The following is a 25,107-nucleotide window of genomic DNA, read 5'->3' on the forward strand; positions in this document are numbered from 1 at the left end:
GCATCGCACATTGCCGCCCTTTATCTTGCCCTCGTTCCTTCCCCTGCAAAGTCAGAACCTTCACCCCTTCCGGCGCTGCGAAAGTCTGCGAGGCAATTCGCCAGAGGGCGCCGCAGCCGCTCATTGCGCGGCTCGGCCGGAAAGGGAGACGAACAGGCCGGCCTGACGCGGCGACACGGCGGCCACCGCGATAGCCGCAGGATCAGCAGGCGGATGCTCTGGCGACACGGCGGCGACGCCACGTTCAGCGTCCGACTGCACCTGCGAAACCGCGCCCGAGCGTGCCGTGAACAATGCGGCGCGACGCCAGGCGAACGGGTCAGGCGGCGGTGCGGCGGCAAGCTGGGTGTCGGGCGAACCGCCAGTGATCGACGCCAGCTTTGCGAGATAGGCGCGCGTCTCGGCGGGCAGCGGACGGCCATGCGAGAGATGCTCGTCGGTGCGACCCGGCCCGGCATTGTAGGCCGCCAGCATCGCCGTCACGTCGCCATAGCGATCGTGCAGTTCGCGCAAGTAGGCCGTGCCCGCCATGATGTTGTCGCGCACATTGAAGGGATCGGACCCGAGCCCGTAACGCGCGCGCAGACCGGCCCAGGTGGCGGGCATGATCTGCATCAGACCCCTTGCGCTAGCGGTCGAGACCGCGCGGGCATCGCCGTTGCTTTCGACGCGCATGACCGCCCATATCCACGCCTCCGGGATGCCGAAACGACGCGCGGCGTCGGCGACGTGTGCGGCATAGGGATGACTCGCCCTCGCCCGCTCGGCCGGCGCGTCCTGCGCCAGCGCGGCGACCGGCGCAGCGCCGGGCGACAGCAGCAACAGGATCGCAAACCAAGCAGGCAATCCGCCCTCGCTCCGACGCCAGCCTGCCAGCGTGCTCGCTGCGGCCAAGGGTGCGCGCGAAGCGCCGGCCGGGGGCCGCCCTGGACCTTCGCTGCGGGCCCCGGCCGGCCTGCGACCGAGTGGGACAAAGGGATGAGACGGCTTTCCCGCGAACAAAGGGATGACCGGAACAACGGCGATCACCGCGGTGCTGACGGTGGAACGCACGGCCTCAGTCCTGCTCGCGGCGCTTCTGCGGACGGTTCCACCGCAGCGACCAGGAGGATTGGTCGCCGTCGTTCTGGAACAGGGCGGCGCGGATCGGCTGCACGAGGGCGGGATCGTCGAGGCGCAGCGAGACATATTCGCCGGCGCGCTCGCCGGTCTCATTCCAGCCCGCGCCGACTTCCGGCCCGTCCTCGCTGTCGCCGAGATGGACGCGCCAGTCAGGCATGTTCTCGCCGTCTTGGCGGTCGGCCGGCACGAGGCAGAGCGGCGCGTCGAGCGTCAGCGTATGGATGCGGCCCTCATAGCCGTGGCGGGTGCGGGTGAAGCTGCCGATCTGCATGGGATACTCCTTTCGTTGGCAGGGTGGTTGCAGGGGTCATGGCCGCAGGCCGCGCCACCGCAGCGGCGTGTCCGGCGTGTCGCGGGTCAGCAGCGGGGTTGCCCGGCCGAGCAGCGTCGAGGCCGGCAGCGCGCCGAAATAGCGGCCGTCCATGCTGTCGGGGACGGTTGGATTGAGCAGCAGCAGTTCGCCTGGCTTCAGCGTCCGGCAACCCTGCCAAGCGGGCAGAGCACGGCCGCGGCCGTCCCGCGCGCGGGCGACGGCGACGGGCCGTGCGTCGACGCTCACCGCGCCGCCCTTCCGGCATATGCGTTGTCCGGCTTTCGCCGCGACATGCTTCAGCAGCGGCACCCCCTCGGGGAGATAGCGGCGAGCGGCCAGCCAGCGGGCCAGCGGCGGAGTCGGCGTCACGGCGACCAGCACGCCGGCCGGCGGATCGCTGTCGGTCTGTATCCGGTAGAGCCCGATCGGCGCGCTGGCGCTGGCGTTCCAGATGAGCCGCGGGCGCGGATCGAAAATCGCCACCGTGACAAACATTCCGGCGAACAACTCGCCCGCCAGCACCGTTGCGATGACATAGCCGAGGCGCGTCATCCCTCGATCTCCCGGCGCTTGAGCCAGGCGCGATGGCGCTCGATCGTGTAGGGTCGCGGCTGATGACCGCCGGCGATACGGTTGTGGACGTGTCGCCAATGATCGGGCGCGGCGTCGCAGGGATCGACGCCGGCCGCCTCCACCGCGTCGATCGCGGCGAGCACCTGGGCGACCTTCGGCCAGCCCTCGATCTTGAGCAGGATGTCGCCGCCCGGCCTGACGAACGGCAGCGTCGTGTAGGGCTCGCCCGCCGCAACCGCGCGCACCACGTCGATGCGCGATATGATCGTGCCGAAATCGTTGGACGCCCAGCGGACGAACGCGAAGACGGCGCCTGGCCGGAAGCTGGCGACGCGCGTGCGGCGTGTGGTGATGCGATCCTGCGCGGCCCGGCCGAAGCGTATCCAATGCTCCAGCTTCTTCTCGATCCAGGTCAGCTCGACATGGGTGAGGCCGTCGTGGGCCAGCGCGCTCAGCGCGCCACCGCCGCGTGGGCCGGCGGGCCTGTCGGGATTCATTGGCGGTCTCCGGGATTAGGGTGCGCAGCGCGCGTGTGGCGCGCGGCCTTCAGCGCCGGGCTGTCCACAGCCGCGCGCGCCGTTAGCAAGAATCCGAAGGATTCTTTTCTATTAGCACCGTTAGAAGGGAGTCGATTTCGCGAGGATTTCCGCAGGTTTGCGAGGACCGCGCGTTCCCGATAGTCCGTGTCCGGCGTTCCCGATCGTCCGAATCCGCCTGTTCCTGATAGTCCGAGCCTCATGGCCGGTTATCCACAGGCTTGAGGCCGACGCGGCGCACGGCGGCGTCGAACGGATCTTGCGCGATCGGGGTGAAGGTCAGCCGGTCGCGGCCGAGCGCATGTTCGAGCGCGAGGACGTAGCCGGGCAGCGGTTGACGGGCGACGATGCCGCGCAGCTCGAACGCGAAGCGCCGGAGCGGCGAGAGCACACCCGATTTCAGATGGAGGTGTGGAACGTCGAAGCTCCAGCCGCCGTGCTGGCGGCCGCCATGCTTGCGGACGATGCGGTAAAGCCAGCGCTCCAGGCCGCCGGTGAGATCGAAATAGGCGCGGTCGATCGTCAGGACGAGCGCGCGATCCAGCACGCCGGCATAGAACCAGTCCGCCAGGATCAGTTCGATGCCGAGCGCGCGACCATTGCCGTCCGCCCGCTCGCGCCATTCGTTGATCCAGGAAAAGCGATGGCGCCGGCGCTGATGCTCCTGCCGGATCGAAGTGGCGACCGTCGTGGATTGCAAACGGTCGAGCGCCGCCTTCAGGCGCTCGTAGCTCGCCTTGCCGAAGCCGCGCCGGGTGAACGCCAATATCTCGTGCGGCGTCGTCGCCATCAGGCGCGAGGTTGGCCGTCCGGCATCGCGCGCCTCGATGAGCTGGCTGGCCGCCCAGATCAGCACGTCGGCGTCCCAAATAGTCGCCATGCCGTGCTCGGGCACGGCTTCGACCGAGATCCAGGTCGCGCCCATGCGGAAGTCGATCGGCGCCGCGCGCCTGGTCTTGGCGAGGCTGAAGAACGGCCAGGCCATCAAGTCCTGCGCGTCGCGGACGGCGAGGTCGCCGGGGACGGAACGGAACAGCTCAAGCTGCGTCCGCTCGACGCTGGACCGGTCAGACGGGGACGACGCGGCGGGCATGGGTGCTCAGCGCCGCACGCAATCGGTGGGCAGGCGCTTGGCGGGGTAAACCACGCCGGCGCCGGGATCACAGGTCGAGCGGCGGGTGCCAAGCGCCGCCCAGGCATCGAGGTCGTCGATCGCGTAGACGATGCGGCCGCCGAGTCGGCGGAACACCGGCCCGGTGCCGAAGCAGCGATGTTTCTCCAGCGTCCGCGCCGACAGGCCGAGATGGATCGCCGCATCGGGCGTCTTGAGATAGCGTGGCGTCGTGACGGCGACAGGCTCGGCCATGATGATCCTCCTGATGATGGCCGGCTCCGAAAAGCGGGGCCGGCGGACAGGAGGCGATGGTGGCGAAATGACCCCAAGCCGAAGAAGGGACAAAGTCGAGGGGGTCGGGAATGTCCCCCTCAACCGCCGCGCAGCAAGCGGATATAGCCGCCGTCGCGCAGCTCCACGGCCTCGGCGATCCATCGGCTGATGCGCTTGCGCTCGCGGCTTTCGGTCCAATCGGCGGCGTTGTAGGCGCAGACGTCGCCGTCGATCAGCGCGGCGGCCAGCTCCTTGCGGGTGGCGCCGGCCTGAAGGCCGTCGAGCACTTGCAACAGCGTGAGCAGATGACGCCGCCGGAAGGGCGTCGGACGCAAGGGCGGCGGCCCGGCCGCCAAGCCACCCAGGCGGCGGGACAGCCGCTCGGCGGCCGCGAGGCGGGTGATGGGATCGCTCCCGATCGGCAGCATCATGGCCAGCGGCCGGTCGAGCGAGCCCGACACCCAGAGATGCGCGTCGCCATCGGTGTCAGCGAGGATGAGATGGAGGAAGTCGCCGATTCTCGTCCGCGCGCGAACGGCGCCCAGCATTTTCATGTCGAGGCCCGGGACAGCGCCGATGTCGGGCAAGGCCGGCGCCAGGACGATGCTGGCCGGGGACAGGTCCGGCCGCGCCACCGCCAGCTTCGGATCGAAGGCGAAAGCCGGCGCGGCGTGGAAGCTGATTCCCCAGCGCCGCACCAGACCGGCGGTCGCCTCGTCTGCGGTGATCGCGCCGCGCTTCACGCGGCCGAGCGCGCGGTGGTAGTCGGTGCGATACTGTTCATTCCGGCTGACGTAGCCGATGGCGATGTCGGAATATTGCAGCGCGTCGTCCCCGGCTTCGTCCGGGGACACGCGCCAATCCTTCTCAGGCGGCATCGTAACCCTCCCAAGCATGGCCCTCTGGGGAGCGCGTTGGAAGATGTTCTCAGGCTCGCCGTTGGCGAGAAGCCCTGCCGAGCGGGCGAGCGCATAGCGGATTCAAGTCAGCGTTTTGACTGGCTTTTCCGAACCGCCGGCGGGCGGCCAAGGTCGATTCTACGACCCTGGCGGACGCAGATAATGGCGGTAGCCGGTCTCGCTCATCCACCGGGCGCGAGCGAGATGGGAGTCGTGGACGAGGCGCGCGCGTTCGGGTTCGGCGGCCGGGTCGATCCCGAAGATGATCCGCACGGCTTCGCGCCAATCGGCTTTTTCCTCGGCGGCATCGAGCAGCCGCCAATAGGTCCGATGATGGCGTTCGTCATACTCGGTGACGTGCGGCGCATCGGGCGCGCGGTCCTCGAAAGCGGCTATCGCCATCGCCTCGCTCCGCCTTCAGCCATTGCCCCCTGCGCGTGCCGATTCACCAAACATACACCATAATGGATCGAAATAATCGCCCCGACGCGGCTATGGCCGAGTCATGTCGAGGGGATAATCTACTCAACAGCAAGGCCCGTTTACTTCCGGGTCTTCTCCAGAGCCTCGCGCACCACCATCAGGCCTTCGCCGCGATCCGAATCGAGAAAGACGACGCCAGCCGCCTCCAGCGCCCTGACCACCTGATGCCGCGTGTCTTCGCGCACGGGCAGGCCGCTCTCTGACTCGACGCGCTTCAGCGCGGTCAGAGCAACAAGGGCCTTGTCGGCAAGCATCTCCTGTGTCCAACCGAGAAGCGCGCGTGCGGCCCGCACTTGGCGGGAAGTGATCATGCATGACCACCTCCACAAGCAACGCGCTGTACGCCATGAAAACGACTATTATAGTCGTCTTGGGATAATGTGAATATACGCGCTCATGAAAACGGCCGCGCGGCCGTCGCCGATCCGGGTCGAGCCGGATCGGCGCAAATCCATAGCTGCCGGGAAGCCTAAAGCCGCAGGGCCGAAACCGGCCCTGCGGCGGCGCGTGGTTATCCCGCCTTCAAACGCTGCATGCCTTCGGCCAGCGTCCAGAGCGCGCGATTAAGGGTGACGTTCTGGTCGATGCCGTTGATGGCGCGGGTCTGGCTGCGGCGGATGCGGCCCTCGGCATTGCGCTTGCGGCCATGCAATCCGCCACGAACGACGTTTTCCTGAATGACGTTGAACGTGCTCCACAGGCTGGAGCCTACATCCTCGCGGCGGCGCGGCTCGATGATCTGCTCGGGACGAAGCGGGCTTTCGTCCTCGCCATAGCGGGCGACCAGGCTCACCTCGCCGAGCAACCGCCGCTCGTCATCGGAAAGCTGCGTCGCTTTCATGCCCTCGCTGGCGTCGATCAGGCGCGGGAAATCCTCGGCAACGGTATAGACGCCTTCGATGATGTCGTCCTGAATGTTGCCCTTGTGGGGGACGCGGACTTCCTCGAACCGCTCGCCCGCGATCATGCTGTTGGTGCAGACGAAGCGCAGCATCCCGGCGAACATCTGATAGGCGCTGGTCCCGTCATGGCTGTTGACGATGATGACCTCGGCGGCCTCCGGCTTGCCGATGCCGTCATCGCGGCGCAGGCGCAGCATGTGCTTGGCGTGACCGTGGCGGCCGCCGTCGCGGGGGACGGACTGGACGGCGAAGAACGGGAACCACCCTTCCCGGCGCAACCCCTCCACGATGTCGATGGTCGGAACATAGACATAGCGCTCCGAACGGCTGTCATGCGCCTCGCGGGCGAAGATGGACGGGACGTGCCGATACAGCGCCTCGTTGTCGAGCGCCTCATAGCCGCTGATCTGGTGGGCGTTGCGGCCGAACCGGGTCGCGAGTTGATGATACATGGTCGGTTCCTTCCTTGGGCTTGGGTTTCCGCGCAGCGGAGCGCCGCGCTGAAACCCTGCCCGTCGGCGAGACCGGGGGTGCAAACGGAGGGGCGGCTTCGCGGGGAACCGGCTGCACGGAACGCGAAGCGTGGAGGAAGCTGGGCGGAAGCTGATCCGAAGTGCGCCAGGGGCAGCGCCCCAAGCACCGCGCCGCGCCAGCGGCGCCGATCTAGAGCATTCGGTCCCGGCTAGCGGGAACGACCGTAGCTGTTCGCTTTCGGAAATAGACCCGCTCCGTTTTGGGCTCGGCGAGGGCCTCGAACCCGGCATCCAGCCAGGCCCGGCGTTGCGGCGCGCTGCAATCCGCATCTCCCTTAGCGCACCACCATTCAGGCTCGGCCGCGCCACGCGGCAGCAGGCCGCCGATGATGCTCTCGATCTGCGCGAAGCCGAGTTCGACGTCCTCGGCGTCGTTACGGACTTTCCACCGTCTCAGGAAAGCGCCCAGCGCATCGTATTTGCCCATCCCGACGTTCCCGCCTTTCAGCTCGGGATCGTCAAGCGGATGCGCGTCGGATCGAGTTGGTGGTTGGGATAGCCGGTGGGACGGCCCATCGTCAGCGCCATCATGATCCGGGTCGAGCAGATGGCACAGTCGAGTGCGGATGCCACGCCGTCGGCGCAGTCGATGCAGGCGCGGCGGGGCTTTGAGCCGTCGAGCAGACCGATCAGCAGATGTTCGTCGTCGGACAGCATCACTCCGCCCACAGCGATCGGTCGGCCAAGCGCGGCTTCGCATAGCGCCATCAGGCTGGCGAACACCGGCGCGAGCATCCCGCAGTCGTGGGGCGACAGCGTCATGTAAAGGCGTTGCTGAACGGGAGCGCGCGCATCGCGCGCCGCGCGCCAGCAGCGGGCGGCGGCCGTCACCAGCTCGTCGGGAGCGGGAATCGCCTCGCCGCGTGCGACGGTCGCGTGCATCATGAGACCCGCCTCAACGCCAGCCGGCCGGCGCCGACGAGCAGCGTCGTCACGGCCGGCAGGCTGGTCGTCATGGATCGGTCCTGCCGGGCGGTCATGGCGTCGCTCTCCTCGGTTCGGCTCCCCTTGCCTCGACCGTTCGGATAGCCTATTTGCGAATAATTCTCAATTAGGAATCGCGATGTCAGCGCAGAACACCTATCAGGTCGCCGACTGGAACGGCCCCAGCGGGGAGCGCTGGGTCGCCAACCAGGCGCGGCTCGACGCCATGCTGGCGGTGTTCGGCGACGCTGCAATCGAGACCGCCGCGCCAAGGGCGGGCGAGCGCGTGCTGGACGTCGGCTGCGGCGCGGGCGCGTCGAGCCTGGCTTTGGCGGCTCGCGTCGGCGCGAAAGGCGAAGTGCTGGGCGTGGACATATCCGAGCCGCTGATCGAACGGGCCTGCGCGCTGATGCCGAAGGAGGCGCCGGTCGTGTTTCAGGTGGCCGACGTCGGCAGCGCGCCGCTGCCCGAAAGCGCGTTCGACATTCTATTCTCGCGCTTCGGGGTGATGTTCTTCGATGATCCGGTACCGGCCTTCGCCCATATGCGCCGCGCGCTCAGGCCCGGCGGCCGGCTTGCCTTCGTCTGCTGGCGCGGTGCGGCCGAGAACGATTGGGTGCGCCTGCCGATGAGCGCCATCCGTGACATCATCCCGCCGCCTGCGCCGCCCGACCCCGAAGCGCCTGGTCCGTTCTCGTTCGGGGACCGGGATCGCGTCGCACGCATCCTGACGGCGGCCGGGTATAGCGACATCACTATCGCGCCCTTTGACGACTCGATCCCGTTCGGCCAGGGCGCGACGCGGGACGCGGCGATCGACGACGCGGTGGAGATGGCGTTCGAGGTCGGCCCGCTGTCGCGCGCTCTCGCCGGACGTCCCGGCGAGCGGTCGGTGATGATCGATGGCGCGGCCTGGATCGTCGCGGCGCACAATCCGCTAAGTTGACGGCGTTCAATAGGGGAAGACGCCCCGCTCTGTGGAGCGGGGCGTCGTCGGCCGCTCAGCGCGACCAGATGAGGGCGTATTCGCCGGCGGTCTCGGTCTCGACCAGGGTGGCGTAGATCGGAGCCGGGAAGCTCGGATCGTCCAGCTTGACCGAGATGTAGTCGCGGCCCTCGCGGCTGGTCTTCTTCCAGGCGGCGCCGATGTCCATGTCGCCGGCGCTGATGCGGAAGTCGGGGGACTTCTCGCCTTCCTTCTCGACCGGGCGAAGGGTCGCCTTGGTGCTGAGGGTGAGCGTCTTGATGACGCCGTTGAACTCGCCCTTGCTGTTGGCGGTGAAGGTGCCGATCGTAGCCATGTCGTAATCTCCTGCTTGCTCGGGCCACGCCCATCGCGGCCTCGATGGCTCGGCGTTGGTCGGGGCGCGATCGACCCCGCACCGCTTGCGGCTGGAACGCAGTGGAGGTTGGGCGGCGGGCGGCTTTTTTGCTTCGCGATGCAAAGCCGAAGGCGGCGGAAAAAAGCCGCCCGCCGCCCTTGCGGGAAGGCGATCAGCCTCGGTCAGACAAGCCATTGGAGAGGCCGTGTGGCGCGGCGACGGCAGTTCTCAGGTGGCGACAGGCGTGCTCGGCGAATCCGCAGCACCGGGCGCTTCGGTGGAAGGAGTATCCAGCCTCAGTCGCTCACGCGAGGACGGACGTGCGGGACAACAGGCGGGGCCGACGCCCGCTACCGGAGCGGCGGATCAGGCGCCGCCGCCAGGGGAAGGCTTCTGCGTGTCGCGCATGATCCGCGCCCAGGGGTTCAGGTCCGGCTCGGCGATCTTCGTCAGGGTGTTCGTATCGCGGTGCAGGAACGGCGTGTCACGCCCACGCACCAGCAGGCTGGTCTCGGACACATAGCTCCATGAGCCGTCGGCGTGGAAATCGACTTCGATCTGATAGGAGTCCGTGCGGAAGGCCAGCTCAAGGAAGGTCGTCGAGCAGATCCCGTATTCGGTCTGGCCGCGCTCGGCCTTCAGGATCAGCTTGGTGGCGTCCGGCTCCGCCTGTCCCGCGGCGATGGCGATCTGGCCGCGCGGGATCGCCACGGTCTGGAGGATGAGGCCGGTCGCCGGCTCCCACAGCCAGTAGCCGACCTGGTCGTGGAAGGCGATCTGCTCTTCCGTGGTGTTGATGTGGACGTGGTAGCGCAGGCCGTAGAAGAGCTGTGGACCGTTGGTCTGCGCGTCGATCGACTGAATCTCGATGCGCTCATAATAGTCCCGCTGTTCGGGTCCATCGGCCTTGGGGTTGAGATCGACGCCACGATGACCTTCCCATATCCCGGCCAAACGGCGGAGCGGTCCGAGATTAGCAAGGGTGTCGGAAGCTGCATCGGGTTCGGTGAAGATGTCGTCCGGTATATCCATATGGTTCCTTCCTCTCGTCGGACTAGCAGCCTCCGTTCAGGGCGCTTCCGCGCCCGTCTCGATTCGTCTGTCGGAAATCGACCATAGCCAGCGCAACCGGGAATGTCGTGAACGGGCTCTGGTCGCCGGCCGTTCGACGCGGGCGCGCGCTCGCGGGTGACAATAGCGCCCCCGCATCGACGGGTGTCGCGCCTATTGAGGAGTATGATCGACGAGTATCACGCTGACCCTGCTCGATCTTGCCGGCATCGTCGCGCTTCTGCTGTGGGGCGTCCACATGGTCCAGACCGGCGCGCAGCGCGCGCTCGGGGCGGGGCTGCGATCCTTCCTGGCCCATCGACTCGGCAATCAGTTCAGCGCCTTCCTCGCCGGGCTCGGCGTCACCGCGCTGCTCCAGAGCAGCACCGCCACCGGCCTGATGCTCACCAGCTTCGCGTCCGAGGGACTGGTGGCGCTCGCGCCGGGCCTCGCCGTGATGCTGGGCGCCAATGTCGGCACGACGCTGATCGTCCAGCTTCTCGCTTTCGAAATCTCGATCATCGCCCCGATCCTGGTGCTGATCGGCTATCTCCTGTTCCGGCGCGGACAGGCCGGGACGCGGGATTCGGGCCGCATCTTCATCGGCCTCGGGCTCATGCTGTTCGCCCTCCACCAACTCCTGAGCCTGCTCGACGCGCTCACGGCGATGGAGGCGACGCAGAGCTTCGTTGCGATGCTCTCGACCCATTTCGTCTTCATCGTCCTGCTCGGGATCGTCCTGACCTGGGCGTCGCATTCGAGCGTGGCGGTCGTGCTGCTCGCCATGTCGCTCGCGACCAAGGGCGCGCTGACCGTGCCCGCCGGGATCGCATTGGCGCTCGGCGCCAATATCGGCACGGCGATCAACCCGGTGCTGGAGGGCGGCGCGCGCGATCCCGGCGCCCGGCGGCTGCCGATCGGCAACCTGCTCAACCGCGTGGTCGGCGTGCTGGCGGTGTTGGCGATCTATCCGTGGGTCGCGCCGATAATCACGAGCATCGAGAGCGCGCCCGGCCGGGCCATCGCGAACTTCCACACCGGCTTCAATCTGGCGCTGGCGCTGATCTTCTTGCCCCTGCTTACGCCCTATGCGCGGCTTCTCGAACGGCTGCTGCCGTCGCGGCCCGAACAGGTCGGACCCGACACGCCGCGCTATCTCCAGTCGGTGGCGGTCGGCGCCCCGGTCACGGGGGCGCTCGCCGGCGCGACACGCGAGGCGTTGCACATGGCCGACGTGCTGGAGGAAATGCTGTCCGGCCTGCGCGAGGCGCTCGCCAACCCCAACCGCAGGCGGATCGAGGAGACGAAAGCGCTGGATGACCGGCTCGACCGGCTCAACCGTGCGATCAAGGAAAACCTGCTGGCGATCGACACGGCGCGTCTGAACGAGGCGGACAATGAGAAGCTGGCCCGCATTCTCACCTTCTCAATCAATCTCGAACAGGCCGGCGACCTGATCGACCGCGGCCTGCTGGGCGTCGCCAATCGCCGGATCAAGCGGGGCCTGGCCTTTTCCCGTGAGGGGACGGCGGATCTGATCTCGCAGGTCGATCGACTCGTGGAGACGCTCCACCAATCGACGGCGGTGTTCCTGAGCGGCGATGTGACGGCCGCGCGGGCGTTGGCGGCCGAGAAGGACGGGTTCCGCCGCCTGGAGGATGAAGCGACCGCCGCGCATTTCGACCGGCTGCGGTCGGGCAATGTGGAAACGGTGGAGACGAGCGCGCTGCATCTCGATGCGCTGCGCGATCTCAAGCGGGTCAGCGGCCATCTGATCGAGGCGTCGGCCTATCCGATCCTCAAGCAACGGGGCGATCTGCTCCCCACAAGATTGCGGACCCTCAAATGAGCGAGCGGCCGCGCCCGGCAAAGGGCGCGGCCGCGGTTTTTTGAGGTGGCGACGGAAAGAAGGCCGGGACCGCTCGCGCGGCCCCGGCCCATGCCGTTATTCGGCGGCGACGGCATAGAACGCTTCGCCGTCCTCCGCTCCGGTATCGGGGGCCTCCGCTGCGAACGGCTGCTCCACGGTCCCGCTATCCCCGGCCTCGACGGGCGCAGGCTGGTCCACCTCCGGCTCGGGCGTCCGCAGCACGGCGGGAAGCCAGCCGGCCCCAGCCAGAAGCTGCTCGGCGGCTTGCGCCATGTCCGGCTTCTTCATGTCCGCAATCCGGCGCGCGGCATCCTCCGATACGCCTTCGGCGACGGCCTCCACGATATGCGCCTTGGTGACGCGGCCAAGGTAGCTGTCCACGGTGGGCGTCCAGTCCTTCGCCACATCCAGCGCCAGCGCGCGCGCCAGCCTGTCCGCCGTTTGCAGCGAGGGGGGCTTGCGATCCCACGGGAGGCGCAGGGCGTTGACGGTGCGGGACGCGCAATGCGCCAGCAGCGCCAGCCGCTCGTCGTCGTCCATCCCGACGACAAAGCTCCAAAGGTCGGCCACGTTACGCGGCATCCGCTCGGCCCAAGCCTCGTGTTGCTCGCTCGCTCGCGCCGCCAATGGGGTGTCCTCGATCCCGTCCGCGTGGCTGCCCAGCGGCGTCACGGTCGGACGAACCTCAAGGCAACCGGCCTCGGCATAGCTGTAGAACAGTTGCGCCGTGAGCGTGTGGGTCAGGGCGATCAAGGCCATGCCGGGGCGCTCTCCAAGGGCGACACGCAAGGCCAGCGTCCGATGGGCGGACAGGTCGCGGGTGAGGCTGTCGGAAATCGGCTTGCCCGGTTCCCCGTCCTCTTCCTCGATCCCCTGCACGTCCTCGTCGCCGTCCTCGGCCTGCTCGTCCTCGACGGCTTCCCGCCCGATGGCTTCGCCTTCGCCCTCCTCCTCGGGCTGCGGGTCGGCCAGCGCCTCGTCCTCGGGCCGGACAAAGCCGCGCTCGAGACGGGGAACGCCGTCATGGGTCAGCACCACGAACACCCCGCCATGCGCGATCACGTTGGCGTCGTAGGCGTGGCGCTTCTCGGAGATCGCGTCGATCTCGTCGGAAATCGCCTCCAGCTTAGCCGCCACGTCCTCGGGCATCTCGTCATAGGACGAATAGCCCTCTGCCAGTTCGTCATGCGCGGTGGACAGGGCATCAAGTCGCGCCTCGTCCTCGTCGGACAGGGCGACGGTCTGCGGATAGAAGCGCCGCATCCCGTGTGCATGGGGATAGTCGATATGCGCTTCGGTCCATTTCCAGCCCTCGGCCTGCACTTCGGCGGCAACCTCGCGCAGCTTCTCGATGGCGAGCATGTCGAGCAAGCCCACGTCCTCGAAGAAACCGCCCCGATCCTCGCTGAACAGGTCACGGATGATATTGCCACCCGCCTCGATATAGGCGTCGGCCCCGACGAACACCGCGCGCCGGTCGGTCGCCGGAACATTGCTCGCGATCATGTCGCGGCGGATGATCCACGGCTCGCGATTGTGGTGCAGGTTCTCGAACACCTGCTCCTGACGGGCGTGGTCCTCGGTGATGGCGAAGGCCATAAGCTGGTCCAGCGTAAGGCCGTCCTCACGATAGACCTGCAACAGCTTCGGGCTGACAGCGCCCAAGCGAAGCCGCTGCTTCACCACATGGGCGGACACCCCGAACCGCGCGCCGATCTCTTCCGCGCCCCATCCCTTGTCGCGGGAAAGCTCCGCGAACCGCTCGAACTGGTCGGCGGGGTGCATCGGCGTCCGGGTGACATTCTCGTCAAGGCTGACCTCGGCCGGATCATTCTGCGTGTCCAACCAGCAGCGGATGGCCTCCGACTTCCTGATCTGCTTGCGCTTGGCGCGCAGCAACTGCGCCTGTCTGCGGCCTTCGCCAGCGGTCACGAAATAGCAGCCCGTCGGCGTCCCGTCCGCCTTGACCTCGGGCTCCACGACAAGGTTCTGGATCATCCCCTTGTGCTGGATGGAAGCGGCCAGCGCCGCGATGGCGGCCTCCCCATGCGGCACCTTGCGGGCATTACGCGGGGACTTCTTGAGCTTGGCAAGCGGCACGAAAATCTCGATGCCGGACACAGGCTCGGCGGCTGCGGTTTCGGTAACAGCGTTCATCACACTTCTCCTTCAAAACCACACGCACCCCGGAATGGGGTGGGCGGCGAAAGAGCGACCGGCAGGCCCGGCGGCGGAGCCGGGACGCACCCGAAGGGCTGGAACAAAGAGAAGGTAAGCGCGGCCACGCGCGTTGCGGCCCGGCGCGGCGGGCCTAAAGGGAAGCGACGCCCATCCCATAGCGGGAGTGCAACGATCAACGCGATCGGGCCGGCGAACGCCCTGGCGCGATTTCCGCAGAGGGAAGAACCCCGATCCGCATGGCGGATTGACCCATGGGCGCACGAGCGCCCCACGCCAGTCCGGTCGTCACCCGCATGGGATGAGACCCGTCAGGGACTCGGTCGAAGCGCAGCGGAGATAGGGCGGCGGTCCCGCAGGGAGGCGCCATGACTTTCACATCACTACTTCTCTCTTGCATGTCGGAATATCCGACACTACATATAGCCTATGTAGGCAAATCGTGCGAGGCGTAGATGGCGACAATTGCACCTACCAAGCCGGTTACGGTAGCATTCCCCACGAACGACGTCATTGCGACGCTCGTGGCTGAGCTGATCGAAGTGGCAAAGGCGGAGGCGCAGGTTCGCGGCATTCCGCTTCCCCCGGATAATCCGAAGATCATCAAGGCTCCCATTCCGATGGATTCGCTGTCGGTCGTCGACACGCTGTGTGCGCTTGAACCTGTTGTCGGCTTCGAACTGCGCGAGAGCATCGTCCGCACGGGTGGCTACAGTTCGATCGAAGCTGCGCTCGAACATCTTGTCCCCAAGATCGAGCGCGTATGGATTCGCAAGAAAGGATCGAAACCATGACCAATCTCGCATTGCGTCACGAGGACGACGAGGAGGAGCGGCGACGCTTGGGGGAGCGACTGCGCGAGGCCCGGAAATATCTGGGCCTGAAACAAGAAGAGGTAGCGGCCTATCTCAAGATCCCGCGCACGGGACTCACCGATATTGAAAACGGGCAGCGCCGCGTCGAGGCGATCGAGTTGACTCGGCTCGCGCGGCTGTATCGGCAGTCGGTAGGCTATTTCACTGGCGAGGACGAAGCCTCGGCCAGCCTGCCGGCAGATGTCGCACATTTGGCGCGGCGCGTTGCCGATCTGTCCACGCAGGACCGCGAAGAGCTTGGCCGCTTCGCCGACTATCTGCGCGCGCGGTCAGGCGGAGGACAGAGCTGACCATGGCGCTCGACTACGCGAGCGCGGTTCGCGCCGGGGCCATGGCCGCTGGGCGGCTACATCGGCAGTTGAATACGCGCGAAGTGATTGAACAGCAGGGCGGCAATGTCGATGTGTTCAGCGCGATCCACGCGGTCGATCTGCCGTTATTGCTCCGGCCACTCAAGGGGCTGCTCGGTGCCTATCTGAGCGCGCCGGCGCATGGCGTCTTGGTGACGACGGAGCGGCCAATGAGCATTCAGCGCTTCACGGCCGCTCACGAGCTGGGCCATTTCTCGATGCAACATCAACCCAGTCTGGATGACGAAAGCATCTTGCGGCGGATGCCGAACTCGCCCGAGCCCGGTGGGCTGTTTCAGGAAACCGAGGCGGACGCCTTTGCTATCGCCTTCATGATGCCAAAATGGCTGATCCTGTCACACAGCGCGCGCCAGGATTGGCAGGTCGATGATTTCCGCCGTCCCAACGTCGTGTATCAACTCTCGCTGCGCTTGGGGGCCAGCTACGAAGCGACGTGCCGAACGCTGCTGCGCTACAATCTGATCTCGCAATCGACCATGACCGATCTGCTGCGGACGCAGCCGCGTGCGCTGAAGGTCGATCTGCTCAAGGATTATCGACCAGCCAATTATCGTGGCGACGTCTGGCTCCTAACCGAACGCGATGCCGGCACGAGAATCGACGGGAGCCGCAACGACCTGTTCGTGCTCCGGCTCAAGGAGCATAGCGGTGGCGGGTATCTGTGGGATTTTGACCAGCTTATCGCGAGCGGCTTTGCCATCGTTCGCGACGACCGCGAAGCGGTCGATGCTGATGGGATCGGCGGGCCGATCGTTCGGCGGGTCACGGCCGCCATTGAAGCGGCACAACGGGGTCGGATGTCGATCGAGGAACGGCGGCCATGGCAGCCGGTGCCGGCGTTGGCCCATTTGACGTTCGACTTCGACCTGACCGGCCCCGAACCCGAAGGTCTTTCGCGCGCCGAGCGGCGGCATCTGCTTGAGGCCGCCTAGCTCCCATGATCGAGATCACGACCGATCTTCGGCCCTTGTTGGGTGCTGCGCGCGATCAGGGAGCGCGACCTACCTGCTTGGCCTTTGCCGCAAGCGATGCTCATGCCGGGCTGCGTGATGGATGGGCGCCGCTATCCTGCGAATTTGCCTTCTATCATGCCCAGCGACGTGCGGGCCGATCGCCGGCACAAGGCGCGCTGCTGTCGGCGATGCTCGATGCGCTGCGCGGCGACGGACAACCTGAAGAACATGGCTGGCCCTATCTTGAAGCCGTCCCCGAAGATCACGGCCTGTGGAACCCGCCTGCTGTGGTCGGGGATCGCTATGGGCGCGATGGCCAGCCGGGGACGAAGAATCTCGCCTCGATCATCGCCTTGCTCGACACGGGTCGGCCAGTCGTGATTCTGACGATGCTCTCGCGCTCCTTCTTCATGCCGACAGGCGATGGTGTCGTCGATCCGGCCAATGACGAGCAGCCTGAGGCGAGCCAGCGCCATGCCGTGATCGCCGTAGGCCACGGCAAGGTCGACGGCACAGCCGCAATTCTCGTCCGCAATAGCTGGGGTACGGGATGGGGCCTCGACGGACATGCATGGCTCACGGAAAGGTTCCTGGCGCCGCGGCTCTTCGCCACAGCGAATTTGATGGAGGCAGTCGATGTATCTTCCAGTACCCTCGCAGCCTGACTGCGTTTCCGCGTGGCGCGAGGCGGTGCGGGCAGTTGATGGCACAACCGGCCATCAAGCCTATAATGTCATCATCGACGTTGCCAATCCCTCGGCGCGCGCGACGCTCGCCGATCCCGTGGTCGCGGAGGTAGATGCCTTTCTCGCCGGGCGGGGCAAGAAGCCGATTGAGACGGTCGCCAACACGATCTTTCCGGCAGCGCTCTACCACCGCCATGGCGCGCCGCTCTTCTTCGATCGGTTCCGGGACAATGTGCTTCCGAAGGTCAGGTTGAAGGAAGCCTGGTCGGGCTACTATTTCGAGCGGATGATGCAGTTGCCCCAACTCGACGGGCCGCCGATCAATCAGATTTGGGGGATCGTCAAGCGCCTGCGCAATCCGAAGGTGCGCGCCCTCAACAAGTTCGAGCTGAGCATTTTCGACCCTGCCCGCGACGTGAACGATTCGCCTTACGGCGGGCAGTGTCTGAGCTTCGCAAGCCTCAAGCTGATCGGCAAAGGCGATCAACGCCGGATCGCCATGACGGCGTTCTACCGCAACCATTTCTACATCGAAAAGCTACTGGGCAATCTGATCGGCCTGGGTAGGTTGCAGTCGTTCATCGCCAAGGAGGGGCGGGTTGGGCTTGGACCGCTGACGATCGTCTCTACCCATGCCGAGATAGACACCGGCAAATGGAATCGCGGTGATCTCCAGGAGCTTTTTGCGCGCTGCGATCAGGCGAGCGCGCAGCTCCTCGCCGCAGCATAAGGCGCTTCCAATGGTAGGCGCGGCGTTTCGAGAGCGCTGCCATCAATTCCGTACATCGCAAACATGCCTTCGATGAAGTCGCGCTGCCCGCCATAGCTCGGATGGCGGACGGCCGTCGTCGGGATACCGACATCGCCAAGGGCTAGGTGAGCATCGCGCCCGATCGCGACAATGCGCTGGGGCTGGAGCATGGCAATCAGCGCCTGAAGCAAAGGCCAGGTCGCTTCACGTTCTCCACGGGTATGACAACGGTTCGACAAGGGATCGCCCGCTTCATGCGGATGGAATGGGAAGACGTTCCAGAGCATGACCGGCTGTCCGATTTGTTCGAGCACGCGCCAGACAATCGCCGCCGTCCGCTCAGCGACCGCCGGGCCTTGCGTCGCACGTTGAAGTGCGATGCCGCCCATCAACGCGCCCGCCCTGTCGAGATGAATCTCATCCGTGAGGGGAACGCCCGTGCGCCGGCCGCCGCGATAGCCGAGGTCGCGGGCAATCCAGATTGTCTCCACCTTCGCGTCCAAGGCAGCGGTCAGTAGCCGTTCCAGATTGTCGCGCCGTTTGGCGGCCGCGTCGCGCCGGTCATGAACGGCGCAACGGTCACGCCAGGGATTGAAAACAGAAGGAAGCTCGGTTGCCGCCAGAGTGGAAACGAAATGCTTAGGGCTCATGACGGCAGTTCCTTGATACGCAGGCGACGATGGGCGAAGTCGATCGTAACGCGACCGCGCCGGTGTTTCTGGAGGAAGCGGAAGGCCGCGTAGCCCTGGAGGATCGCTTCCTCCCAGAGCCACAACGGACAGCGTTCGGATTCGTAGCCAGCGACGAACTGGCGGACATGCTTGAGCATGTCCAGCGGCAGGCCGCCTGATTTTACCTTGTCGAAGTAGCGAAGCTGCTGGGCCTGACCGAAAATCCACGAGGTGACGCCTTCCTCGATCAGGATGGCCCGCGCACCATCCTCCGCATCATCGAGCTTGGGGTCGCTCTTGCGCTTCAGGCGCAGCAACGCACGGATGACAGGCGACCAGCCCAAGACCGCCACATGCGCATAGTGAAAGACGTCGTGGAAGCGGTAATCGTCGGGTTCGACCGCATTGTCGGTGAGCCGATCACCGACGTAGACGCCGCTTGATCGCTGATAGACGAAGGTTTGGCCGCGAACCGTGCGCTCATAGACGTCGATCGTCATCCGCCGAGGGAGTTGCTCCTCGGGGTCCATCGTCGCATCGGTTGGTGCCGGATAGACTTTCTCGCGGGGCCAGCGGTCAAAGATCTTATGGAGGTTTTTGACGGCTGCGGCCTCAATCGTAACCCCGGAATCGTTGGCGGCCTGGATCAGCCTGCGCATGACCGCTACAAGCTGACCGGCGAGCATCGCCTTGTCTCGCGTCAACGCCCCCAATTGGAAGCCATTGACGAGGACGCCAACCTCGCCGGCGAGCGCGAGCAGCGTGTGCTCGAACTGCGGCATGGGCGCCTTGGCCAGCGGAATATGGGCGGGCTGGAGCGCATGGAAGCTCAAGGCGCCGTTGCCTCCGGCCCGCCACTCATCGTCGCCACGCGCGGCGTTCGCCGCGATGTCGCTAAGCTCCAGCGCACTGCGACGCGCAACGGCCGCGAGATACCAAAGAACATCGCCAAGTTCCTCGGCAACGGCATCAGCATAGCCGAGGTAGGAGGCAGCATCGCGCTGTTTCTTCTTGGCCTCGCTTAGAAGGCTTCCCGCTTCGCCGAACAAACCGAGCATCGAGAATCCGAGTGCGCTTTTCCCGCTTCGCTGGTCCGTGCGAGCAGCCTGTTTGGCATAGTCATCGATCGTCAGGGCCGCAAACTCGTCCGCCATCAGCTGCGCTTCCGGCGATCGGAGATTGCCTCCGGGGGCACATTGACGCCGTAGGCTTGGAGCGCCCGCAGTACGATCATGCGGATCGGTTCGCGGGCGTCGAGCGCCCGCTGACCAAGATCGCGCTTAGTCACCCCTGGGACCTGAATTTGAAGATGCTCGTCATCGGCATCGCTGCGAGCCTCCGCTTGTTTCATGAAAACATTAAATCATAGTTTCATGAAACTATGAAGCTACGAATTGCTCGCGGGAGTAATACGATCGCGGAGGAGCTTGAGGGATGCGGGAAAGCACCCGGACAGAGAGCGGACAGCGGACTCTCGCTGTCGGCTCGGCGTCGCCAGGCAAGTGTTGTCACCACACTTGCCTGATTCCAGCCCGGATCGGCCATTGTCTCCAGCCAGTGGCCTATCAGGCAGAGCGGACGGGTTGCTTCGCGACACGGCCAATTGACGCAACTTTCGCTAGTCAACGCTATGGGTGGCCTATTTCTGGCAATTATCTGGAGACATTATGGAGACAACGGCCTCCGCGCCCAGCATTGTCTCCAACGAAAAAGCGCCCGAAGGCCGCTAATCCACTGTTTTCTTTAATGAAAAATGGAGCGGGCGAAGGGATTCGAACCCTCGACCCCAACCTTGGCAAGGTTGTGCTCTACCCCTGAGCTACGCCCGCTCTGGCGGCCGGGGAACAAGTCCTTCCGGCGGGTGAGGCGCGGCAACTAGCATCGGTTTCGCGATGCGGCAAGCGTGTTTTTGACCCTTTTGCAAAACAGTGGCAAAATCGCTGTAAGCAGGGCGTTTTCGTTCGCATGGCTTGCGCAGCAGCAGTGATCCCCCACATAAGGACCGTAATTCTGCCTACTACCGCACAGGAGACGATCATTGGCAACGCTAGGGATGAGCGAAAGTGACAAGCTGGCCGTCGAGGCATTTCGTCGTGACGTAGTCGATCCATCGCGTACATCGCTGGTTATCGTCGATTTCTGGGCGGAATGGTGCGGCCCTTGCAAACAGCTGACGCCAGTCATCGAGAAGGTGTGCGCAGAATATGCCACCAAGGGCGTCAAGCTGGTCAAGATCAACGTGGATGAAAATGCCTTTATCGCGGCGCAATTTCGCGTGCAGTCGATCCCCACGGTATATGCCATTTTCCAGGGACAACCCGTTGCCGACCTTACCCAGGCGCGCACCGAAGGCCAGTTCAAGCAGATGTTCGATCAGTTGCTCGCGCAGCTCCCCATCGAATCGGAAGACAAGGCACAGGCGCAGGAAATTGCGCCGCTGATCGCCATGGGTGAGGAAGCGCTGGCGCAAGGCGAAGCCGAGCGCGCATTGACGATATTTCGCCAGATCGGCGATATGGCGCCGGACAATGCCGAAGTTCTTTCGGGTCAGATCCGCGCGCTGGTGACGATGGGCGAGACCGAGCAGGCGCAAGCCGTGTTGGACGCGGTGCCGGAGGATGTTGCCAAGGAGCAGCCAATCGAGCGGGCGCGCGCGGCTTTGTCACTGGCCGTGGATACCAAGCCTGTGGAAGACCTGTCCGGTCTGGAGGCGCGTCTTGCCGCCGATCCCGATGACCATGAAGCACGATTCGCGCTGGCCGGAGGCCACATGGCGAACGGCAATCGCGATGCTGCCGCAGACGCTTTGCTGGACATTGTCGCGCGCGATCGTGACTGGAATGAGGGCGCGGCGCGTCAGCAGTTGTTGAAGGTTTTCGAGGCGGTAGGCCTGGAAGACCCCTGGGTATCCGCCCAACGCCGTCGCCTTTCCGCGATCCTGTTCGGCTGACGATGCCAGCCCAGCGCATTTCGCTGTTCCCGCTGACGGGAGCGCTGCTGTTTCCCGGCATGCAATTGCCACTGCATATATTCGAGCCGCGCTATCGCGCTTTGGTGCGCGATGCAATGGCGCGGGATCGGCGGATCGGCATGATTCAGCCGCGTGGCGATGGGGCTAGTGGGAAGACAAACCCCGACAAGCCAGCGCTCTATGGGATTGGCTGTGTCGGTCACATCGGGGAGTTCGAAGCGCTGGAGGACGGCCGGTTCAATATCATATTGACGGGCATCGCGCGCTTTCGGATCATCAAGGAGCTGGATGTCACGACGCCTTTTCGGCAGGTCGAAGCGGAGGTCGAAAGCCTGGCGGTGCAGAATGACGATGTGCTGGCGTCGATAGAACGGGCGGCGCTGGAACAGGAGTCGCAACGCTTTGCGCAGGCACAGGGCTATATCGTCGATTGGGAAGCGGTATCGCGGCTGGACGACGCTTCGCTGGTGAATGGCATTGCGCAGATAGCGCCGTTCGATCCGGCGTCCAAGCAAGTGCTGCTGGAGGCTATGTCGCTTCGCGAACGCGCAGAGCGAACCATCCAATTGATGCAGTTTTTCGGTCGCACCGATAGTGACGGTCACGCTACGCTCCAATGAGCATAGCGCCGGATGTGATCGCAAAGCTGGTGTGTCCGGTAAGCCGGACGCCTTTGCGTCTGAGCGAGGACCGCACCGCGTTGGAGTCGGACACGGCAAGGCTGGCCTACCCCGTCAGAAACGGCGTACCGATACTGCTGGCGCGAGCGGCACAGCCACTCGATTAAACGGCTTCGCCCAGCAAAAGCTTCGGCAATGCGCCCGATTCGCCGCGCGCTTCGGCCATGAACCAATCCTTGAGCGGCGTCAGCTTCTGAACGGCGCCAAGACCGAAGCGGCGTATGGCCGACGGCAGCTTGCCGTGCATGTCGAACAATCGAACAAGGCCATCGGTGGAGACCGCGACGCTCAACGTATCCAGGCTGCGCCACCGTTTATACCGGGTCAGCAGTTGCGCGTCGCCCGGGTCGAGGCCCAGTCGCATTCCTTCGACCAGAACCTGGGTCAAGGTCGCCACATCGCGCAGGCCAAGGTTCAGCCCCTGCCCTGCAATCGGATGAATGCCATGCGCCGCGTCCCCCACGAGGGCGAGGCGCGTATCGGTGATCGATGCGGCATGGTGGAAGCCAAGCGGATAGCTGGAACGGGGCGATACGAGGGAGATTTCCCCGAGAAAACCACCCATTCGCTTCTGCGCTTCGGCAAGCCAGGCGCGATCGCTCAGCGCCAGCATGGCCGGCGCATGTTTGGCGGGAACCGTCCAGACAATTGCGGAACGGTTGCCTGGCTGCATCGGCAGCAGCGCGAAAGGCCCGCCGGGATAGAAAATCTCATAGGCGGTATTGGCGTGCGGCACTTCATGTTCGATTGCCGTTACCATGCCAACATGCTCATAGGACCATCGCGCGACGCGCATACCAGCGGCATCGCGGGTAGGGCTGTTGCGACCTTCCGCAGCCACCAGAAGCGCGCCGGACAGCTCCGCGCCGCTGGACAGCGTCATTGTGACGCCGTCGGCATCACGGTTCACGGTGACAGCGCGGTCAGGCTGAAACAGCGTAAGGCCATCGGCTTCCTTGGCTGCGTCGCGCAGGGCGATACGAAGCTCACGATTTTCGAACATGATGCCCATCGCGCCATCGCCTTCGGGCGTCACGAAATCGAGTGCGCCCGGTTTCAGGCCATCGCTGACCCAAATGCGTTCAATGGGGCAGCCTTTCCCTTCCATCTTCGCGCCGACCCCAATGGCAGAAAGCATGTTCCACGTCGCACTGGCAATCGCCGAGACTCGTCCATCGAAACCGGGGGCGATGGCAGCATCTGCATTCGCGGGATCGACGACTGCGCAGGTCACGCCATGCCTGGTTAACGCAATGCCGAGTGTCAGCCCGACCAACCCACCGCCCAGAATGATAACGTCAAACCGCTGCATCGCGAAAACCCCTGAAACCTTTGCTATGATTTAGGGTGTCCGGCGGTGGAAGGAAAGGGATCGCATCAACTCGACCGCGTAGGATCGGTCAGGGGATCGATGGCGGCAGGCGGCGGATCGGTGCGAGAAGGCAGGAACAGGCTCGTCTGGCGTTCGATCATACGGTGTACCTGCGGCAGGTTCGGCCCCTGATGCAAAGCCTGGATCAGATCGGAATTCGCCGTATCGGCATGGGTACGCCGCTGATTATGCCGGATATATTCCAGCCAGGTTGGCACGGTATAGCGCTCAATCCAGAGGTTCTCGTCACCCAGATCGCGCAGCAACGTCCAGTGTCTGGCACCGTCGCGCACACGGATACGGCGGCGCTCATTCATGACCGCAAGAAAATCGCGAATATGCTGCGACAGGATGCGATATTCGATCGTAACGACCACGGGGCCGCTGCGGGGTTCGATGGGAACGGCCGTGTCCGGCTCGCTCCAGCGGTTCTGGGGGTCCAGGTTCAAAGCTTCCCCCTGCGGCAGAGGCAGAAACAGTCCCAAAGGCACACTCAATGCCTGCACGGCTGCAGCAGCGGCAAGAGCGATCGCAACGCCGTGCATGTCCGCCACTTCGCCGAATACCCAGCTTCCCAACGCCATGCCCCCGAATGCAGCCATTTGGTAAAGCGCGACGGCGCGACCGACGACCCAGCGGGGCGCAGCCATCTGCACCGTTACGGTGAACGTCGAAAGCGCCAGCACCCAGCCCGCCCCAGCGAGAAATAGCGCCATCAGCGTGAGTGGCATAAGGGTGCTGACACCCCCTACCGCCGCTCCTACCGTCAGGGCGGTTGCCGCGATCCGGACAATCCACTCGGTCGACAGGGCGTTGCGCAACCGACCGCTGCCCAATGCACCGCCGACCGCCCCCACGCCGAATGCGCCGAGCAGCAAACCATAAGTGAGCGGGCCGCCTGCCACCTGATCGCGCGCGATCAGCGGCATCAATGCCGGGATTGCGCTGGCCGCAAAGCCGAACAAGGCAGACCGCACCAGCACGATGCGCAAATTGGGGGACATGGCGACATAGCGCACGCCTGCACCCATCGCCGTGCCGATATCCTCCCGGGGGAGCACCCTTGGCACACGCTCAGGCCGCCAACCGACCAACACCGCTATCAACCCCACATAGCTGACCGCATTGATCGCGAAGGCTGCGGCAGCCCCGGCCGCCGCCACGATTACGCCGCCGATCGCCGGACCCAGACTCCGCGCAATGTTGAAACCCATGCTGTTGAGCGCAATTGCACCCGGCAGAGTCGCGCGCGGCACCATGTCGCCGACCGATGCCTGCCATGCGGGACCATTGAATGCCGTGCCGCAACCGATGAGAAAAGTGAACCCGAGCAACAGCACGGGCGTCAACCAACCGGCCCAGGCAAAGGCGGCGAGCGCCAGCGATACTGCCAGCATGAAACCCTGCGCCCACAGCATGACCAGGCGTCGGTCGAGATTGTCGGCCATCGCGCCTGCCAACAGCGACAGGAGCATGATCGGTAACGTCGTCGAAGCCTGCACCAACGCCACCAACGTATTGGACGTAGCCAGCGACGTCATCATCCACGACGCGCCGACCGACTGGATCAGGCCGCCGAAATTCGACGCCATACTGGCCAGCCACACAGCGCGAAAAATCGGGATGCGCAGCGGCGATATGGATGGCGGGCTTGCGGTCGTTGTCGGCATAAGCGACACGATCCC

General features: G+C 65.2%; 30 protein-coding genes and 1 tRNA gene. 10 read left to right on the forward strand and 21 right to left on the reverse strand.

The features are described from left to right. Nucleotides 1-120: 120 nt before the first annotated feature. The 12 genes from LQ220_RS08090 to LQ220_RS08145 form a co-directional block, all read right to left on the reverse strand. Entirely contained in the window at nucleotides 121-846 is a 726-nt protein-coding gene (locus tag LQ220_RS08090) for a lytic transglycosylase domain-containing protein (RefSeq protein ID WP_230187804.1), read from the reverse strand. A 211-nt stretch (nucleotides 847-1,057) separates the two neighbouring features. Further along, nucleotides 1,058-1,393 (reverse strand): DUF736 domain-containing protein, encoded by a 336-nt coding sequence (locus LQ220_RS08095; RefSeq protein ID WP_176592445.1) that lies wholly within the window; start codon nucleotides 1,391-1,393, stop codon nucleotides 1,058-1,060. Nucleotides 1,394-1,429: 36 nt separating this feature from the next. Further along, the gene (locus tag LQ220_RS08100) at nucleotides 1,430-1,987 is read right to left on the reverse strand and encodes a S26 family signal peptidase (RefSeq protein ID WP_176592446.1); all 558 of its coding nucleotides are present in this window, start codon (nucleotides 1,985-1,987) and stop codon (nucleotides 1,430-1,432) included. Then, complete coding sequence (locus LQ220_RS08105) at nucleotides 1,984-2,505, reverse strand: DUF2840 domain-containing protein (protein ID WP_176597271.1); 522 nt, start codon at nucleotides 2,503-2,505, stop codon at nucleotides 1,984-1,986. The genes LQ220_RS08100 and LQ220_RS08105 overlap by 4 nt, the downstream gene beginning before the upstream one ends. Nucleotides 2,506-2,743: 238 nt before the next feature. Further along, nucleotides 2,744-3,637 carry a replication initiator protein A gene (locus LQ220_RS08110; protein WP_176592448.1) on the reverse strand — a complete coding sequence of 298 codons (894 nt, stop codon included), beginning with the start codon at nucleotides 3,635-3,637 and terminating at the stop codon, nucleotides 2,744-2,746. A gap of 6 nt (nucleotides 3,638-3,643) precedes the next feature. After that, the gene (locus tag LQ220_RS08115) at nucleotides 3,644-3,910 is read right to left on the reverse strand and encodes a DNA-binding protein (RefSeq protein WP_176592449.1); all 267 of its coding nucleotides are present in this window, start codon (nucleotides 3,908-3,910) and stop codon (nucleotides 3,644-3,646) included. Nucleotides 3,911-4,029: 119 nt separating this feature from the next. Continuing rightward, nucleotides 4,030-4,809, reverse strand: a complete 780-nt coding sequence (locus LQ220_RS08120; RefSeq protein WP_176597272.1) for a DUF2285 domain-containing protein — start codon at nucleotides 4,807-4,809, stop codon at nucleotides 4,030-4,032. Between the two features lie 159 nt (nucleotides 4,810-4,968). Continuing rightward, the gene (locus tag LQ220_RS08125) at nucleotides 4,969-5,232 is read right to left on the reverse strand and encodes a DUF2285 domain-containing protein (RefSeq protein ID WP_176597273.1); all 264 of its coding nucleotides are present in this window, start codon (nucleotides 5,230-5,232) and stop codon (nucleotides 4,969-4,971) included. 140 nt (nucleotides 5,233-5,372) lie between these two features. After that, entirely contained in the window at nucleotides 5,373-5,624 is a 252-nt protein-coding gene (locus LQ220_RS08130; RefSeq protein WP_176592452.1) for an XRE family transcriptional regulator, read from the reverse strand. A gap of 200 nt (nucleotides 5,625-5,824) precedes the next feature. After that, nucleotides 5,825-6,667, reverse strand: a complete 843-nt coding sequence (locus LQ220_RS08135; RefSeq protein ID WP_176592453.1) for a DUF932 domain-containing protein — start codon at nucleotides 6,665-6,667, stop codon at nucleotides 5,825-5,827. Between the two features lie 211 nt (nucleotides 6,668-6,878). Beyond that, nucleotides 6,879-7,175 (reverse strand): hypothetical protein, encoded by a 297-nt coding sequence (locus tag LQ220_RS08140; protein WP_176592454.1) that lies wholly within the window; start codon nucleotides 7,173-7,175, stop codon nucleotides 6,879-6,881. Between the two features lie 17 nt (nucleotides 7,176-7,192). Then, nucleotides 7,193-7,633 carry a hypothetical protein gene (locus LQ220_RS08145; protein WP_176592455.1) on the reverse strand — a complete coding sequence of 147 codons (441 nt, stop codon included), beginning with the start codon at nucleotides 7,631-7,633 and terminating at the stop codon, nucleotides 7,193-7,195. A gap of 178 nt (nucleotides 7,634-7,811) precedes the next feature. Here LQ220_RS08145 and LQ220_RS08150 point away from each other — a divergent pair, with 178 nt between their 5' ends. Next, nucleotides 7,812-8,618, forward strand: coding sequence for a methyltransferase domain-containing protein (locus LQ220_RS08150; RefSeq protein ID WP_230187805.1), 807 nt, complete (start codon nucleotides 7,812-7,814; stop codon nucleotides 8,616-8,618). 55 nt (nucleotides 8,619-8,673) lie between these two features. Here the strand turns inward: LQ220_RS08150 and LQ220_RS08155 are convergent, their stop codons facing one another. Continuing rightward, nucleotides 8,674-8,973, reverse strand: coding sequence for a DUF736 domain-containing protein (locus tag LQ220_RS08155; protein WP_176592457.1), 300 nt, complete (start codon nucleotides 8,971-8,973; stop codon nucleotides 8,674-8,676). A gap of 387 nt (nucleotides 8,974-9,360) precedes the next feature. Further along, nucleotides 9,361-10,026 carry a heme-binding beta-barrel domain-containing protein gene (locus LQ220_RS08160; RefSeq protein ID WP_230187806.1) on the reverse strand — a complete coding sequence of 222 codons (666 nt, stop codon included), beginning with the start codon at nucleotides 10,024-10,026 and terminating at the stop codon, nucleotides 9,361-9,363. A 229-nt stretch (nucleotides 10,027-10,255) separates the two neighbouring features. Here LQ220_RS08160 and LQ220_RS08165 point away from each other — a divergent pair, with 229 nt between their 5' ends. Beyond that, nucleotides 10,256-11,893 carry a Na/Pi cotransporter family protein gene (locus LQ220_RS08165; RefSeq protein ID WP_255325819.1) on the forward strand — a complete coding sequence of 546 codons (1,638 nt, stop codon included), beginning with the start codon at nucleotides 10,256-10,258 and terminating at the stop codon, nucleotides 11,891-11,893. 96 nt (nucleotides 11,894-11,989) lie between these two features. Here the strand turns inward: LQ220_RS08165 and LQ220_RS08170 are convergent, their stop codons facing one another. After that, a complete protein-coding gene (locus LQ220_RS08170) occupies nucleotides 11,990-14,071 on the reverse strand; it encodes a ParB/Srx family N-terminal domain-containing protein (protein ID WP_230187807.1) in 2,082 nt (693 codons plus the stop codon). A 476-nt stretch (nucleotides 14,072-14,547) separates the two neighbouring features. On the opposite strand from LQ220_RS08170, the gene LQ220_RS08175 reads away from it, so the two are divergent. The 5 genes from LQ220_RS08175 to LQ220_RS08195 are packed head-to-tail and all read left to right on the forward strand — an operon-like array spanning nucleotide 14,548 to nucleotide 17,707. Continuing rightward, nucleotides 14,548-14,886 carry a hypothetical protein gene (locus tag LQ220_RS08175; RefSeq protein WP_176592460.1) on the forward strand — a complete coding sequence of 113 codons (339 nt, stop codon included), beginning with the start codon at nucleotides 14,548-14,550 and terminating at the stop codon, nucleotides 14,884-14,886. After that, entirely contained in the window at nucleotides 14,883-15,257 is a 375-nt protein-coding gene (locus LQ220_RS08180) for a helix-turn-helix transcriptional regulator (protein ID WP_176592461.1), read from the forward strand. The genes LQ220_RS08175 and LQ220_RS08180 overlap by 4 nt, the downstream gene beginning before the upstream one ends. 2 nt (nucleotides 15,258-15,259) lie before the next feature. Beyond that, nucleotides 15,260-16,270 carry an ImmA/IrrE family metallo-endopeptidase gene (locus tag LQ220_RS08185; protein WP_176592462.1) on the forward strand — a complete coding sequence of 337 codons (1,011 nt, stop codon included), beginning with the start codon at nucleotides 15,260-15,262 and terminating at the stop codon, nucleotides 16,268-16,270. 5 nt (nucleotides 16,271-16,275) lie between these two features. Continuing rightward, nucleotides 16,276-16,956, forward strand: a complete 681-nt coding sequence (locus LQ220_RS08190) for a C1 family peptidase (protein WP_230187808.1) — start codon at nucleotides 16,276-16,278, stop codon at nucleotides 16,954-16,956. Next, nucleotides 16,928-17,707 (forward strand): hypothetical protein, encoded by a 780-nt coding sequence (locus LQ220_RS08195; protein ID WP_176592464.1) that lies wholly within the window; start codon nucleotides 16,928-16,930, stop codon nucleotides 17,705-17,707. Before LQ220_RS08190 ends, LQ220_RS08195 begins: the two co-directional genes overlap by 29 nt. On the opposite strand, the gene LQ220_RS08200 is transcribed toward LQ220_RS08195, so the two are convergent. From LQ220_RS08200 to LQ220_RS08215, 4 genes are all read right to left on the reverse strand, one after another. After that, nucleotides 17,674-18,378 (reverse strand): uracil-DNA glycosylase, encoded by a 705-nt coding sequence (locus tag LQ220_RS08200; RefSeq protein ID WP_176592465.1) that lies wholly within the window; start codon nucleotides 18,376-18,378, stop codon nucleotides 17,674-17,676. The genes LQ220_RS08195 and LQ220_RS08200 overlap by 34 nt on opposite strands. Further along, the gene (locus tag LQ220_RS08205; RefSeq protein WP_176592466.1) at nucleotides 18,375-19,553 is read right to left on the reverse strand and encodes a nucleoside triphosphate pyrophosphohydrolase family protein; all 1,179 of its coding nucleotides are present in this window, start codon (nucleotides 19,551-19,553) and stop codon (nucleotides 18,375-18,377) included. The genes LQ220_RS08200 and LQ220_RS08205 overlap by 4 nt, the downstream gene beginning before the upstream one ends. Then, nucleotides 19,553-19,750: a hypothetical protein gene (locus LQ220_RS08210; RefSeq protein WP_176592467.1), complete on the reverse strand. Its 198-nt coding sequence runs from the start codon at nucleotides 19,748-19,750 to the stop codon at nucleotides 19,553-19,555. Before LQ220_RS08210 ends, LQ220_RS08205 begins: the two co-directional genes overlap by 1 nt. A 403-nt stretch (nucleotides 19,751-20,153) precedes the next feature. After that, nucleotides 20,154-20,228 (reverse strand) — tRNA-Gly (locus tag LQ220_RS08215). A 209-nt stretch (nucleotides 20,229-20,437) separates the two neighbouring features. Between LQ220_RS08215 and LQ220_RS08220 the strand changes: the two genes are divergently transcribed. The 3 genes from LQ220_RS08220 to LQ220_RS08230 are packed head-to-tail and all read left to right on the forward strand — an operon-like array spanning nucleotide 20,438 to nucleotide 22,157. Further along, the gene (locus tag LQ220_RS08220; RefSeq protein ID WP_230187809.1) at nucleotides 20,438-21,349 is read left to right on the forward strand and encodes a tetratricopeptide repeat protein; all 912 of its coding nucleotides are present in this window, start codon (nucleotides 20,438-20,440) and stop codon (nucleotides 21,347-21,349) included. 2 nt (nucleotides 21,350-21,351) lie between these two features. Then, nucleotides 21,352-21,990 (forward strand): LON peptidase substrate-binding domain-containing protein, encoded by a 639-nt coding sequence (locus LQ220_RS08225; protein ID WP_230187810.1) that lies wholly within the window; start codon nucleotides 21,352-21,354, stop codon nucleotides 21,988-21,990. Continuing rightward, nucleotides 21,987-22,157 (forward strand): Trm112 family protein, encoded by a 171-nt coding sequence (locus tag LQ220_RS08230; protein WP_230187811.1) that lies wholly within the window; start codon nucleotides 21,987-21,989, stop codon nucleotides 22,155-22,157. The genes LQ220_RS08225 and LQ220_RS08230 overlap by 4 nt, the downstream gene beginning before the upstream one ends. Here the strand turns inward: LQ220_RS08230 and LQ220_RS08235 are convergent. Both LQ220_RS08235 and LQ220_RS08240 read right to left on the reverse strand, forming a co-directional pair. Then, on the reverse strand, nucleotides 22,154-23,362 hold the full coding sequence (locus LQ220_RS08235; RefSeq protein WP_230187812.1) for a UbiH/UbiF/VisC/COQ6 family ubiquinone biosynthesis hydroxylase: 1,209 nt from the start codon (nucleotides 23,360-23,362) through the stop codon (nucleotides 22,154-22,156). The genes LQ220_RS08230 and LQ220_RS08235 overlap by 4 nt on opposite strands. Nucleotides 23,363-23,427: 65 nt before the next feature. Continuing rightward, a complete protein-coding gene (locus LQ220_RS08240) occupies nucleotides 23,428-25,092 on the reverse strand; it encodes an MFS transporter (protein WP_230187813.1) in 1,665 nt (554 codons plus the stop codon). Nucleotides 25,093-25,107: the final 15 nt, after the last annotated feature.

This window comes from Sphingobium sp. CECT 9361 (assembly GCF_918741285.1).
Taxonomy (GTDB): domain Bacteria; phylum Pseudomonadota; class Alphaproteobacteria; order Sphingomonadales; family Sphingomonadaceae; genus Sphingobium.